Source organism: Pseudomonas sp. PLMAX (assembly GCF_046042685.1).
GTDB classification, from domain to species: domain Bacteria; phylum Pseudomonadota; class Gammaproteobacteria; order Pseudomonadales; family Pseudomonadaceae; genus Aquipseudomonas; species Aquipseudomonas putida_AE.
Map to the genome: position 1 here is coordinate 6,740,556 of NZ_CP064949.1, position 12,690 is coordinate 6,753,245.

General features: G+C 61.4%; 11 protein-coding genes. 1 reads left to right on the top strand and 10 read right to left on the bottom strand.

Annotated elements, in window-relative coordinates; translation table 11 throughout:
- Positions 1-61 precede the first annotated feature (61 nt).
- The 3 genes from creC to DKB71_RS30810 are packed head-to-tail and all read right to left on the bottom strand — an operon-like array spanning position 62 to position 2,750.
- Entirely contained in the window at positions 62-1,504 is a 1,443-nt protein-coding gene (creC, locus tag DKB71_RS30800) for a two-component system sensor histidine kinase CreC (RefSeq protein ID WP_408599173.1), read from the bottom strand.
- On the bottom strand, positions 1,504-2,184 hold the full coding sequence (gene creB / locus DKB71_RS30805; protein ID WP_408599174.1) for a two-component system response regulator CreB: 681 nt from the start codon (positions 2,182-2,184) through the stop codon (positions 1,504-1,506). Before creB ends, creC begins: the two co-directional genes overlap by 1 nt.
- 59 nt (positions 2,185-2,243) lie before the next feature.
- On the bottom strand, positions 2,244-2,750 hold the full coding sequence (locus DKB71_RS30810) for an ATP-dependent zinc protease (protein WP_323626445.1): 507 nt from the start codon (positions 2,748-2,750) through the stop codon (positions 2,244-2,246).
- Positions 2,751-2,915: 165 nt separating this feature from the next.
- Between DKB71_RS30810 and DKB71_RS30815 the strand changes: the two genes are divergently transcribed.
- Positions 2,916-3,803, top strand: coding sequence for an acyltransferase (locus DKB71_RS30815; protein WP_408599175.1), 888 nt, complete (start codon positions 2,916-2,918; stop codon positions 3,801-3,803).
- Here the strand turns inward: DKB71_RS30815 and DKB71_RS30820 are convergent, their stop codons facing one another.
- The 7 genes from DKB71_RS30820 to DKB71_RS30850 all read right to left on the bottom strand — a co-directional run bounded on the left by DKB71_RS30820 (position 3,804) and on the right by DKB71_RS30850 (position 12,685).
- Positions 3,804-4,376, bottom strand: coding sequence for a DUF2780 domain-containing protein (locus DKB71_RS30820; RefSeq protein ID WP_408599176.1), 573 nt, complete (start codon positions 4,374-4,376; stop codon positions 3,804-3,806).
- 561 nt (positions 4,377-4,937) lie between these two features.
- Entirely contained in the window at positions 4,938-6,137 is a 1,200-nt protein-coding gene (gene fdhA / locus DKB71_RS30825; RefSeq protein ID WP_046818240.1) for a formaldehyde dehydrogenase, glutathione-independent, read from the bottom strand.
- A 145-nt stretch (positions 6,138-6,282) separates the two neighbouring features.
- Positions 6,283-7,140 (bottom strand): formyltetrahydrofolate deformylase, encoded by an 858-nt coding sequence (gene purU, locus DKB71_RS30830; RefSeq protein WP_046818241.1) that lies wholly within the window; start codon positions 7,138-7,140, stop codon positions 6,283-6,285.
- Positions 7,141-7,287: 147 nt separating this feature from the next.
- Positions 7,288-7,920, bottom strand: coding sequence for a sarcosine oxidase subunit gamma family protein (locus tag DKB71_RS30835; RefSeq protein WP_323626447.1), 633 nt, complete (start codon positions 7,918-7,920; stop codon positions 7,288-7,290).
- Positions 7,921-8,076: 156 nt separating this feature from the next.
- On the bottom strand, positions 8,077-11,094 hold the full coding sequence (locus DKB71_RS30840; protein ID WP_408599177.1) for a sarcosine oxidase subunit alpha: 3,018 nt from the start codon (positions 11,092-11,094) through the stop codon (positions 8,077-8,079).
- A complete protein-coding gene (locus DKB71_RS30845) occupies positions 11,091-11,420 on the bottom strand; it encodes a sarcosine oxidase subunit delta (RefSeq protein WP_274075562.1) in 330 nt (109 codons plus the stop codon). Before DKB71_RS30845 ends, DKB71_RS30840 begins: the two co-directional genes overlap by 4 nt.
- 14 nt (positions 11,421-11,434) lie before the next feature.
- On the bottom strand, positions 11,435-12,685 hold the full coding sequence (locus DKB71_RS30850) for a sarcosine oxidase subunit beta family protein (protein WP_408599178.1): 1,251 nt from the start codon (positions 12,683-12,685) through the stop codon (positions 11,435-11,437).
- Positions 12,686-12,690: the final 5 nt, after the last annotated feature.

Genomic DNA, 12,690 nt, shown 5'->3' on the forward strand with positions numbered 1-12,690 from the left:
TGTTTTGATAAGGCAGAGTCTGGACGGGCTGTGTGGGGGCTTTATGGGGGGAATGTGGAGATTATGTGGAGACTGCGACTTGGTCTAAAGGCAGGAGCAAACTGACTTCAACGCCACCCTCAACGTTGCCGATGCTCATCACCCCACCATGCAACTTCACCACTTCTTCCACGAAATTCAGCCCAAGCCCGGTGCTTTTTCGCCCGGTATCCGGTCGTGGCAGCGAGTAGAAACGCTCGTTCAGGCGCGGCAATGCATAGTCCGGAATCGCTTCGCCCTGGTTGAAGAGCTTGAATTCGATCTGCTCGCCCATTCGCTCGGCGGTGAATCGCATCACGCCCTGAGCAGGGGTGAAATCCAGCGCATTTTCCAGCAGGTTGCCCAGCGCCTGCCGCAACAAAAACGGCTCCCCCCTCAGCATCAGGTCCGCCGCAATCATCTGTGACACGCGCAACTGGCTGCCTTCGATCCGCGCAGACTGGGCATCAATCAGTTCGGCCACCAACGCCGCCAGTGGCACCTCGACACGCGCCTCAAGCCCCTGACGCTGTTCAACTTGCGCCAGGTTCAACAGTCGCTCGATCAACTGTTGCATGCGCGCGCTTTCACTGTCGATGTTGCCGACAAAACGCTGCCGTTGAGCCAACGGCATCTCGCCCTGCAGCAGTTCCGCCGCGCCACGAATCGCCGCCAGCGGGCTCTTCAGTTCGTGGGTCAATGTGTGCACGTAACGCTCGACGTAGGCTCGGCCTTCGAGCTGCGTGCGCATCTGTTCTACGGCCGTCGCCAATTGCTCCAGCTCGCCACCGCGATAGTGCGGCACCTCGATCCGCCGGCCTTCGCTCACTGCCTGCGCATAAGCGGTCAAGCGCCGCAGCGACCGACTCAACCACCAGGACAACAGCGCACCGAACAGCAGGCCGAGGCCGATCAGGCCGGCGCCATAAGCCAGCAATCGTCGCTCGGTGCGATCCACATAAGGTTGCAACGAGCTGTTGGGCTTGGCCACGGTGACCACGCCGATGATCCGGCCGTTATCGCGTATCGGCGCGCCGACGTGCATCACCGACGAGCTCGCATCATTGGGGTCACTGCGGGTCGAGCGGGCGCCATATTCGCCGCGCAGGGTCAGGTAAACGTCGTTCCAGCGCGAGTAATCCTGACCGACCGCTGTGCCGCTGGAATCCAGTACCACGATGCCGCTGGCGTCAGTGACGTAGATGCGGTGGTTGACCTGGTTTTTCGGCAAACCCCAGATGTTCGCCGCCGGTTGCCGCTCGCCGTAGGCCTTGAGCAGTTCCGGCCAGCGGCTCTGGTTGAGGGTGCCGGCCTTGAAGTCATCGCGCAGGATTTCCGCCATCAGGTTGGCGGTGTCGACCAGGGTTTCTTCCGTGGACTGGCGCACCCCGGGACGAATTTCTTCCATCACGGTGTTGAGCACGAAGTAGCCGGTCAAGCCGACGAACAGCACATAGACCAGGAAAATCCGTAACCCCAATGGCATCAGCTGTGTCCCGGGCTGTAGCTGTATCCGAGGCCGCGATGGGTCTGAATCGGCTCTGCATCGGCCTTAACCGATCGCAACTTGGCGCGCACGCTCTTGATGTGGCTGTCGATGCTGCGCTCGTAGCCGGCATCGGCGGCCACGCCCAAGGCATCGAGCAATAGCTCGCGGCTGAACACGCGCTCGGGTTGCTCCAGCAGGCATTGCAGCAAACGGAATTCGTGTCGGGTCAGGCTCAGCGGCTGACCGCGATAACTGATCTGTATACGCTCGTAATCGATGCGGAACAGTGTTGGCGCGATTTCAGTCAGGTTTTTGGGTGCCATGCGCTTGAGAATCGCCCGGACCCGCGCCGCCACTTCACGGGGGCTGAACGGCTTGACCACGTAATCGTCGGCACCAATCTCCAGGCCTACGACACGGTCGATTTCGCTGTCGCGGGCGCTGAGAAACATCACCGGTACTTCGCTGAAACGTCGCAACGCCTTGCAGGTTTCGAAGCCGCTGATGTCCGGCAGACCGATGTCGAGGATGATCAGGTCCGCCGGGGTCTGCCGCTGATGCTCAAGCGCCGCCGCGCCAAGTGTCAGCCACGTGGTGGTGAACCCCTCGCCCTGCAAGGCGAAAATCAGGGTGTCGGCAATCGCCGCTTCGTCTTCGACAATCAGGATATGGGGCATGGCGTCCGAGCCTGGCGGTTGAGTGGTCGAACGGTGCCCCAAGCCTTACACCCCGTCAATCAGCAATCGGGCTTGTCCGCCGTAAACCGTCGAGCCGGATTCACCGCCGCGCCAAACTCGCGCAAGGCCTTGGCGCCGATCAACAAGGGATAATTGAAGCTGCTGCGGTCAGTCAGGTTGACCTCGACCGTGCGTTTTACATTGCCCAGGCACAACTCGAGATCGACCACCGGCCGCTTGGTGGGCGCGATCACTTCGCTGTCATCCTCGTCCTCTTCGGAGCGGGTCTTGATCTTGCTGATCCTCGCGACCTTGTGTTCGTAGACCTTGTTGCTCGCACCCTTGGTCGCCAGGCGGAAACGCACCCAGTCTTCGCCATCGCGGGTGAAAGTTTCGATGTCCTTGGCCGACAGCGAGGCAGTCAACGCGCCGGTGTCCATTTTGGCCTTGAGCACTTCGCCACCGATTTCCGGTAGCGAGATGTATTCGTAGCGGCCGTAGAGCGTCGGCTCGGCTGCCAAGGCCGGCAGGGCAAGGAGAGATAGCAATGCAAGAAGGGATTTCACGTACTGGGAGTCCTTGAGGAGTTGGCAGCGCAATTTTAGACCGTTGTTGAGCTGATCGTTCCCACAAGGGTAACGGTCCGGAGGTGAAACATTCGTCAGCGCCGATTTGGCCTGTCGTCCGAAGCTGCTTATCATGGCGCGCCCTAACGCTTCCAAGAGTCATTTATGCGCCGCCTGCTCACCGGCTGTTTCGTCACATTGCTGCTGTTGCTCAACACGCTGGTCCTGATCGGACCTTTGATGGTGTTCGCCTTGCTCAAACTGGTCCTGCCCGGGCGTTTTCGCGATTACGCGTCCTCGGTGGTGATGTGGATTGCCGAGACCTGGTCGGAAATCGACAAGCTGATCTTTCGCCTGTGCATTCCCACCCAATGGGATATTCGCGGCGGTGACGATCTGCGTCGCGACACGTCCTATCTGGTGATCAGCAATCACCAGTCCTGGGTCGATATCCCGGCGCTGATCCAGACGCTGAATCGACGCACGCCGTTCTTCAAGTTCTTCCTCAAGAAAGAACTGATCTGGGTGCCGTTCCTGGGCCTGGCCTGGTGGGCGCTGGATTACCCGTTCATGAAGCGCTACAGCAAGGCGTTCCTGGCGAAGAATCCGGAATTGGCCGGCAAGGACCTGGAGATCACCCGACAAGCCTGCGAGCTGTTCAAGCGCCAGCCAGTGACGGTGGTCAATTATCTGGAAGGCACGCGCTTCACCTCCGCCAAAAGCGCTCACCAGCAATCACCCTTCACCCACCTGCTCAAACCCAAGGCCGGTGGCGTGGCGTTTGTACTGGCAGCGATGGGCGAACAGCTGGATGCGATTCTCGACGTGACCGTGGTGTATCCGCAGCCGGCGATTCCGGGGTTCTGGGACTTGATCAGCGGCAACGTGCCGCGGGTGATCATCGACATCAAGACCCGCGAGCTCGACCCGGCGTTGTGGCAGGGCGATTACGAAAACGATCCGCTGTTTCGTGAGAAGGTCCAGAACTGGGTCAACCAGCTCTGGATCGAGAAGGACCGGCGTATCGACGTTTTGCGCGCCAATAGTCGCTAATCAGCTGCCAATTCCGGTGCCGGTGCCAGTGCCGGCACCCCAAATGCCACCCAGGCTTTGCAGCAGCGAACCGCCGACACCCTGCTGACCGAAGTATTGCAGGATCACCGGGGCAAACACGCCGATCATTCCGGTATCCATGCCCAGGGCGCTGAAGGCATTGTTCAGGTCGTTGGTGTCCTTGACGTTGCCCAGGGCGTTATCCAGCCCTGCGGATTTACCGGTCGCCCCCAACAAGCCGGCGAGCGCGCCCAATTCGCCGCCGCCCGACAGTGTGTCGATTCCAGGTACGCTTTTGGCCAGCTCCGAATAGTCGGTCGAACTCAATTGATTCTTCGCCAGCCCGAGCATCGCCCCGGCACCGCCGACGGCTTGTTGTGGCGTCACATTCAATTGGCTGAGCGCACCCAGCAGGTCCGCAGTCTCCGAAGTCGGCGCGGCCTCTGTGGCCGCGTTACCGCCCTTCATCCCCGCAATGGCATTGGCCGCATCGCCCAGGCTGAACTGTGCGAAGACCGGGCCGGCCACCAAGGTCATCAGGGAAGCCAGTACCAAACCGCGTGAAATCTTCATCCAGACATCCTCTTGTGCCATGAAAACGCCCGGCTCACGGGCGCAGAGCTGCCGGTTTGACCAGCTATGAGCGGGCATGTTCCTCAGGCACGCATCCATTTTCAACCCGCTCGTCGCAATACGGGACTGAGGGTTAAGAACCTATCAGATCTGCTAGTAGGCAAAGGCTGCAATAGGAACGATGCTGAAAGAACTGATTTCTTAGTCATGCCTGGAGCCTTGTCGCCTATTTCCTTGAAGTAACGTCGTTGGGACGTCAAAGCGTCAGTACATCGAACTTAGGGCGTCTGCCACCCTACTTCGAAACAGTTAATCAAACAGCCCGCCAGGGAAGGAGTCAGCACCGCATCAATCTACTGAGTTCTCAGCGTGATCGCATCCTGCACAACACTCGCGACATTCCGCATGATCAGCTAGGCACAAATATCCGAAATACACTTGAACGTCTAAATACAGAGATACGTGGGCTGAGCCGTCAACTGTAGCTATCGTCAATGCCACTCCGATGCGAGATACAAAAAAGGGCGACATCACGTCGCCCTTCGCTTGCTTCAAACGCTCTTACGCCGCACTAAACAACTTATGCGGATCAATCACAAACTTCTTCGGCACGCCCGCATCGAACTCGCCGTAACCTTCCGGCGCCTGATCCAGGCTGATGACCTGCACGCCGACCACTTCAGCGATGTTGATGCGGTCCCACATGATTGCCTGCATCAGCTGGCGGTTGTACTTCATGACCGGGGTCTGGCCGGTGTGGAAGCTGTGGGACTTGGCCCAGCCCAGGCCGAAGCGGATGCTCAGGCTGCCCATTTTTGCGGCGGCATCCACAGCACCCGGATCTTCGGTGACGTAGAGGCCAGGGATGCCGATCTTGCCGGCCACGCGTACCACGCCCATCAGGGAGTTGAGCACGGTGGCCGGGGCTTCGTGTTTGACGCCGTCATGGCCGTGACCGCGGGCTTCGAAGCCTACGGCGTCGATGGCGCAGTCCACTTCCGGTTCGCCCAGCAGCGCAGCGATCTGTTCGTGCAGCGGGGTGTCGGAAGACAGGTCGGCGATTTCGAAACCCTGGGCCTTGGCGTGGGCCAGGCGGATGGTATTGACGTCACCGACGATGACCACCGCCGCGCCCAGCAGGCGAGCGGAAGCGGCGGCGGCTAGACCCACTGGGCCGGCACCGGCGATGTAGACGGTGCTGCCTGGGCCAACGCCGGCGGTCACGGCACCGTGATAGCCGGTCGGCAGGATGTCGGAGAGGCAGGTCAGGTCACGGATTTTCTCCATGGCCCGGTCGCGATCCGGCAGTTTCAGCAGGTTGAAGTCGGCATACGGCACCATGGCGTATTCGGCCTGGCCACCGGTCCAGTCGCCCATGTCAACGTAACCGTAGGCACCGCCCGGACGGGCCGGGTTGACGCTCAGGCACACGCCGGTGTGCATTTCCTTGCAGGAACGGCAGCGCCCGCAAGCCACGTTGAACGGTACGGACACCAGGTCGCCGATCTGCAGGTTCTCGACGTCGCTGCCCTTCTCGATCACTTCACCGGTGATCTCGTGCCCCAGCACCAGGCCGGTTTGTGCAGTGGTACGGCCGCGCACCATGTGCTGGTCGGAACCACAGATGTTGGTGGAAACCACACGCAGGATGACGGCGTGGTTGATCTTCCTGCCGCGCGGGTCCTGCATTTTCGGATAGTCGATTTTCTGTACTTCGACCTTGCCAGCGCCGAGATACACCACACCACGATTGCCAGACATGCTTTCACCTCGCTGTTGTTTTTATGTAGCGGTCGCGTCGCCTGGGAACGGCGGCGCGTTGATTGCTCGGGTTATTGCCTGTGTGTCTTGCGTTGTTTGTTGCGGCCCCTTCGCTGGCAAGCCAGCTCCTACAGGGGGAGGCGATCTAGAGAACGACTGTTCTGTTCGCGTTCAAAAACACTCTTCTCTCAATGTGATACCCGACGGCCCGGGCCAGGGTCAGCCCTTCGATATCCCGCCCCTTGGCGATCAGGTCTTCCGGGTAATGGCTGTGATCCACCACCTCCACGCCTTGGGCAATGATCGGCCCTTCGTCGAGGTCGTTGTTGATGTAATGCGCCGTGGCGCCGACCAGTTTCACACCCTTGTTGTAGGCCTGGTGATAGGGCTTGGCACCCTTGAACCCGGGCAGCAGGGAGTGGTGGATATTGATCGCCTTGCCATCGAGTTTGCGGCACAGCTCCGGCGACAACACCTGCATGTAGCGGGCAAGGATCACCAGCTCGGCACCGCACTCTTCGATCACCTGCAACACCTGACGCTCCTGGGACGGCTTGTCGTTCGGGTCCAGCGGGAAATGGTAGTACGGAATCTGGTGCCAGTCGGCCAGCGGCTTGAGATCGGGATGGTTGGAGACCACGGCGGCCACGTCCATCGACAGCTGGCCGATGCGCTGGCGGTAGAGCAAGTCGTTGAGACAGTGATCGGCCTTGGAGACCATGATCACCACTTTCGGCCGGTAATGCGGCGGGGTCAGTTCGAAGATCATGCCGAAGGATTCACCGCGTTCGGCCAGGCCTGCGCGAAACGACTGCTCGTCGAAGCCATCCGGTTGGCGAAATTCCACGCGAATGAAGAAGCGGCCCGAGAGCCGGTCGTCGAAGGAATGGTGCTCGGTGACGTAGCAGCCCTGCTCGAACAGAAAGCGCGTCACCGCGTCCACGGTGCCGAGCACGCTGGGGCAGTCGGCGGTCAGAATCCATGTGTCTGGGGCGCGGCTCATAATGCGGTGACTCCTGAGAAATCGGTAAACCTGCCTGTAGGAGCGAGCTTGCTCGCGATGGACGTCAACGATAACGCGTGCATCCTGATGCAATGCGTCGCCCTCTGGTCCTTCGCGAGCAAGCTCGCTCCTACAGGTGATCGATGGTCAAGCCTGAACGCTAAGGCCATATTCGGCAGAAGCATCCTGCAACCACAACCACCAGTAATCCGAGAAGCTGCGGCGGATCAGCAGTTCCCAGGTGTCTTCGGCGGTGTGACGGATCACCAGTTGCGACTTGGCGAACACTGTGCCGACCGCCTTGCCCACCGGAAAGTTGTTGGGGTGCACGTCGTAGCTGGTGGACTTCATCAGCACCTGGCGCACGTTCGGGCCGCTCAGTTCGAGGATCTGCTGGCCACCGCTGACGTTGACGATCTGGATGTGCAGGTCGCCCAGCGCTTCACGCAGTTTTTGCTCGGCGGCGAACTCTTCGCCGGTCGGCACGATCAGCAGCCATTCATCCGGCCCCATCCATTGCAGGCTGGTTTCACCTTTGACGGTGACGGTCAGCGCACCTGGCAGTTCGATCCCGAGCGCCTTCTGCACGCCGGCGGCGAACGCGGCATCGTGCCCATCGCCACGAATGGTCAGGTGGCCGAGGAGTTTTTTCTCGCGCACGGTCACGCCGGCGCTCTTGCGACCCTTGCCCACCAGGCTGGCGAGGTCGGCGTGATGCAGCGACGACTCGGCCTTGGCCCCGGTGGTTGGGCGTTGTTGGTAAACATTGGCTGCGGTCATAAAGCACCTTTCCTGAATTCTGTTGGTTCCGGTCCTTGTGGTGGCTGTTGCGCCGCCTTCGCGAGCAAGCCCGCTCCCACATTCGACCGCGTTTCCCCTGTGGGAGCGGGCTTGCTCGCGAAAGCGGCAGCCAGCACACCACAGGACCCGAGGTCGTTAAACGTTCTGGCGTTCGCCCTTAGGATCGAAGAACACCGAAGAAACGATTTCCGCCTCGATCACGCTGCCGTCCGCCAGTGGCGCGAACACACGCTCACCCATGCGGTTCAGGCCGCCCTTGACCACGCCCATGGCAAACGAATAGCCCAGGGAGTTGTGCGCGTAGCTGGAGGTCACGTGGCCGACCATGGTCATCGGGATCGCCTGCTTGGTGTTGAACACCAGCTGCGCGCCTTCCGGCAGCCATTTGTTCGGATCGATCGGCTTCAGGCCAACCAGTTGCTTGCGCTGGTCACGCACGCAGTCTTCGCGATTCATCCCACGCTGGCCGATCCACGAGAACGGTTTGGTGCGACCGACACACCAGCCCATGTTCAGGTCGTCCGGAGTCATCGAGCCGTCAGTGTCCTGGCCGACGATGATGAAGCCCTTCTCGGCCCGCAGTACGTGCATGGTTTCGGTGCCGTACGGCGTCAGGTTGTACTTCTTGCCGGCGTCGACGATTTTTTCCAGCACGCCCATGGCGTAGTCGGCTTGCACGTTGACTTCGTACGACAGCTCACCGGTAAACGAAATCCGGAACACCCGCGCCGGCACACCGCCCACCAGGCCTTCTTTCCAGGTCATGAACGGGAAGGCTTCGTTGCTCAGGTCGATGTCGGTGACTTCAGCGAGCAGCTTGCGGCTGTTCGGCCCGGACAGGGTCATGGTCGCCCAGTGATCGGTCACGGAAGTAAAGTAGACCTTCAGCTCCGGCCATTCGGTCTGGTGGTAGATTTCCAGCCATTGCAGCACGCGTGCAGCGCCGCCGGTGGTGGTGGTCATCACGAAGTGGTTGTCGGCCAGGCACGCGGTCACGCCGTCGTCGAAGACCATGCCGTCTTCTTTGCACATCAGGCCGTAACGCGCCTTGCCCACGTCTAGCTTGGTCCAGGCGTTGGTGTAGATGCGGTTGAGGAACTCACGCGAATCCGGGCCCTGGATGTCGATCTTGCCCAGGGTCGAAGCATCCAGCAGGCCGACGCTGTCGCGCACGGCTTTGCATTCGCGCTTCACGGCAGCGTGCATGTCTTCACCGGATTTCGGGAAGTACCAGGGACGTTTCCACTGACCGACGTCTTCGAACTCGGCGCCGTTTTTCAGGTGCCAGTGATGCAGTGCGGTGAAACGCACCGGCTCGAAAATGTGCCCACAGTGACGACCGGCCACGGCACCGAAAGTCACCGGCGTGTAGTTCGGACGGAACATGGTGGTGCCCATCTGCGGGATGGTCACGTTCAGCGAACGGGCGGCGATGGCCAGGCCGTTGACGTTGCCGAGTTTGCCCTGGTCGGTACCGAAGCCCAGAGCGGTGTAGCGCTTGACGTGCTCGACCGACTCGAAGCCTTCGCGGGTCGCCAGTTCGATACCGGCCGCGGTGACGTCGTTTTGCAGATCGACGAATTGCTTCGGCGCACGCGCCGTGACTTTCTCGTAAGGCACTTGGAACAATGCCAGCGTCGGCTCTTCCTGGCGGACCAGGGCTTTTGGCAACTTGGCTTCGACCGGTCCGAAGCCGGCTTCGCTGGCCGCGCGAACGCCCCCTTCAAAACCGTCGGCCAGGGAATCGCCGAGGCCGTAGACACCGTTGATGCCACCGACGCATACGCGTTTCTGCGGCGCCTCACCCGGCACAAAACCGAGGATGTCTTCGCGCCAGATCGGTTTGCCACCCAGGTGCGAGGCCAGGTGGACCACCGGGCTGTAGCCGCCGGAACTGGCGACCAGGTCGCATTCGAGCCATTCGCCCGGGCTGGTGACCTTGTGTCCTTTGACATCGATCGCCGCCACGCGCGCAGCGGTCACGCGCTTACTGCCACGGGCTTCGATCACGGCGCTACCGGTGAGGATGCGGATGCCTTTGGCACGCGCCTCTTCCACCAGCGCACCGCGCGGGTTGCTGCGGGCGTCGGCGACGGCCACCACTTGCAGACCGGCATCGAGCCAATCCAGCGCAACGCGGTAGGCGTGGTCGTTGTTGGTCGACAGCACCAGCTTCTTGCCCGGTGCCACGCCGTAGCGGCGAACGTAAGTCGAGACAGCGCCGGCGAGCATGTTGCCCGGCACGTCGTTGTTGCCGTAGACCAGTGGACGCTCGTGAGTGCCGGTCGCCAGCACCACACGCTTGGCACGAACCCGGTGGATGCGCTGACGCACCTGGCCAATCGGTGCGCGGTCGCCGAGGTGGTCGGTGAGGCGCTCGTGGATGGTCAGGAAGTTATGGTCGTGGTAACCGTTGACCGTGGCGCGCGGCAACAGCAGCACGTCAGGGGTGTCCTTCAATTCGGCGATGACGCTGGCGACCCACTCGGTCGCAGGCTTGCCGTCGAGGCTTTCGCGGGAGTCGAGCAGGCTGCCGCCGAACTCTTCCTGCTCGTCAGCCAGGATCACACGGGCACCGCTGCGCGCAGCCGCCAGTGCAGCGGCCAGGCCTGCAGGGCCGGCGCCGACGATCAGCACGTCGCAGTGCTGGTTCATGTAGTCGTAGGTGTCCGGATCGTTCTCGGTCGGCGAGCGGCCAAGACCGGCGGCCTTGCGAATGTACTTCTCGTAGGTCATCCAGAACGATTGCGGGTACATGAAGGTTTTGTAGTAGAAGCCCGGTGGCATCAGCTTGCCGCCGACCTTGCCGAGAATCCCCATCATGTCGTTGTTGACGTTCGGCCAGCCGTTGGTGCTGGTGGCGACCAGGCCCTGGTACAGCGCTTGTTGCGTGGCGCGTACGTTCGGGATTTGCGTGGCTTCGGTGGCGCCGATCTGCAGCACCGCGTTCGGCTCCTCGGCACCGGCGGCATAGATGCCGCGCGGGCGGGAATACTTGAAGCTGCGACCGATGATGTCGACGCCGTTGGCCAGCAATGCAGCGGCCAGCGAATCGCCCTCGAAGCCTTTGTAGCTCTGGCCGTTGAAGGTGAAGGTCAGGACTTTGTTGCGGTCGATCCGTCCGCCGTTGGACAGGCGATTGGTCTGGCTCATACCTTCTCTCCCAGAGCCGTGGTGGCCGCTTTCGGGCTATCGGTCTTGTCGGTGAATTGTGGCTTGGCGCCGATCTTGTAGGTTTCGAGAATCTCGTAGGTCACGGTGTCACGGGTGGCGTTGAAGTACTGACGGCAACCGGCGACGTGATCCCACAGCTCGTGATGCAGGCCGCGAGGGTTGTCGCGGAAGAACATGTAGTCGCCCCACTCCTCGTCGGTGCAGCTGTTCGGGTCCAATGGACGCGGAATGTGCGCCTGGCCGGATGCGTGGAATTCCTCTTCGGAGCGCAACTCGCCGCAGTGAGGACAGAAGATATGCAACATGGGGATTTCTCCTGTTAGTGGGCAACCGCAGCAGCGCCGTGTTCGTCGATCAACGCACCGTTGTGGAAACGGTCGATGGAGAAAGGTGCGGCCAGTGGGTGCATTTCACCCTTGGCCAGGCTGGCGGCAAATACGTTGCCCGAGCCAGGTGTCGCCTTGAAGCCGCCGGTGCCCCAACCGCAGTTGAAGAACATGTTCGGTACCGGGGTTTTCGAAATGATCGGGCAGGCATCCGGGGTGGTGTCGACGATGCCGCCCCACTGACGGTTCATGCGCACGCGGGACAACACCGGGAACATCTCGACGATGGCCTGCACGGTGTGCTCGATCACCGGGTACGAACCCCGCTGGCCGTAGCCGTTGTAGCCGTCGATACCGGCGCCGATCACCAGGTCGCCCTTGTCGGACTGGCTGATGTAACCGTGCACGGCGTTGGACATGATCACGCTGTCGATGATCGGCTTGATCGGCTCGGACACCAGCGCTTGCAGCGGGTGGGATTCGATCGGCAGGCGGAAACCGGCGAGCTTGGCCATGTGCCCGGAGTTACCGGCAGTCACTACACCGACGCGCTTGGCGCCGATGAAGCCCTTGTTGGTTTCAACGCCGATGCACACGCCGTTTTCCTTGCGGAAGCCGATCACTTCGGTCTGCTGGATCAGGTCCACGCCCAGGGCGTCGGCGGCACGGGCAAAGCCCCAGGCCACGGCATCGTGACGGGCCACGCCGCCGCGACGCTGGACGGTGGCGCCCATCACCGGGTAACGGGTGTTCTTCGAGCAGTCGAGGTACGGGATCTCATCGGCCACTTGCTTGCCATCGAGCAGTTCGCCGTCGACGCCGTTGAGGCGGTTGGCGCTGACCCGACGCTCGGAATCACGGATGTCTTGCAGGGTGTGGCACAGGTTGTAGACGCCACGCTGGGAGAACATCACGTTGTAGTTCAGGTCCTGGGACAGGCCTTCCCACAGTTTCATCGCGTGTTCGTACAGGTGCGCCGACTCGTCCCACAGGTAGTTGGAGCGCACGATGGTGGTGTTGCGCGCGGTGTTACCGCCGCCCAGCCAGCCTTTCTCGACCACGGCCACGTTGGTGATGCCGTGTTCCTTGGCCAGGTAGTAGGCGGTCGCCAGACCATGCCCGCCACCGCCGACGATGACCACGTCGTAGACCTTTTTCGGGGTCGGCGTGCGCCACATGCGCTGCCAGTTTTCGTGGTGGCTGAGGGAGTGTTTGAAGAGGCCGAAGCCTGAGTAGCGTTGCATAGTCA

Bases quoted from the DNA above. Each gene is read 5' to 3' on its own strand.
- creC (WP_408599173.1), bottom strand. From the start codon at position 1,504: ATGCCATTGGGGTTACGGATTTTCCTGGTCTATGTGCTGTTCGTCGGC.
- creB (WP_408599174.1), bottom strand. From the start codon at position 2,184: ATGCCCCATATCCTGATTGTCGAAGACGAAGCGGCGATTGCCGACACC.
- DKB71_RS30815 (WP_408599175.1), top strand. From the start codon at position 2,916: ATGCGCCGCCTGCTCACCGGCTGTTTCGTCACATTGCTGCTGTTGCTC.
- DKB71_RS30820 (WP_408599176.1), bottom strand. From the start codon at position 4,376: ATGAAGATTTCACGCGGTTTGGTACTGGCTTCCCTGATGACCTTGGTG.
- fdhA (WP_046818240.1), bottom strand. From the start codon at position 6,137: ATGTCTGGCAATCGTGGTGTGGTGTATCTCGGCGCTGGCAAGGTCGAA.
- purU (WP_046818241.1), bottom strand. From the start codon at position 7,140: ATGAGCCGCGCCCCAGACACATGGATTCTGACCGCCGACTGCCCCAGC.
- DKB71_RS30835 (WP_323626447.1), bottom strand. From the start codon at position 7,920: ATGACCGCAGCCAATGTTTACCAACAACGCCCAACCACCGGGGCCAAG.
- DKB71_RS30840 (WP_408599177.1), bottom strand. From the start codon at position 11,094: ATGAGCCAGACCAATCGCCTGTCCAACGGCGGACGGATCGACCGCAAC.
- DKB71_RS30845 (WP_274075562.1), bottom strand. From the start codon at position 11,420: ATGTTGCATATCTTCTGTCCTCACTGCGGCGAGTTGCGCTCCGAAGAG.
- DKB71_RS30850 (WP_408599178.1), bottom strand. From the start codon at position 12,685: ATGCAACGCTACTCAGGCTTCGGCCTCTTCAAACACTCCCTCAGCCAC.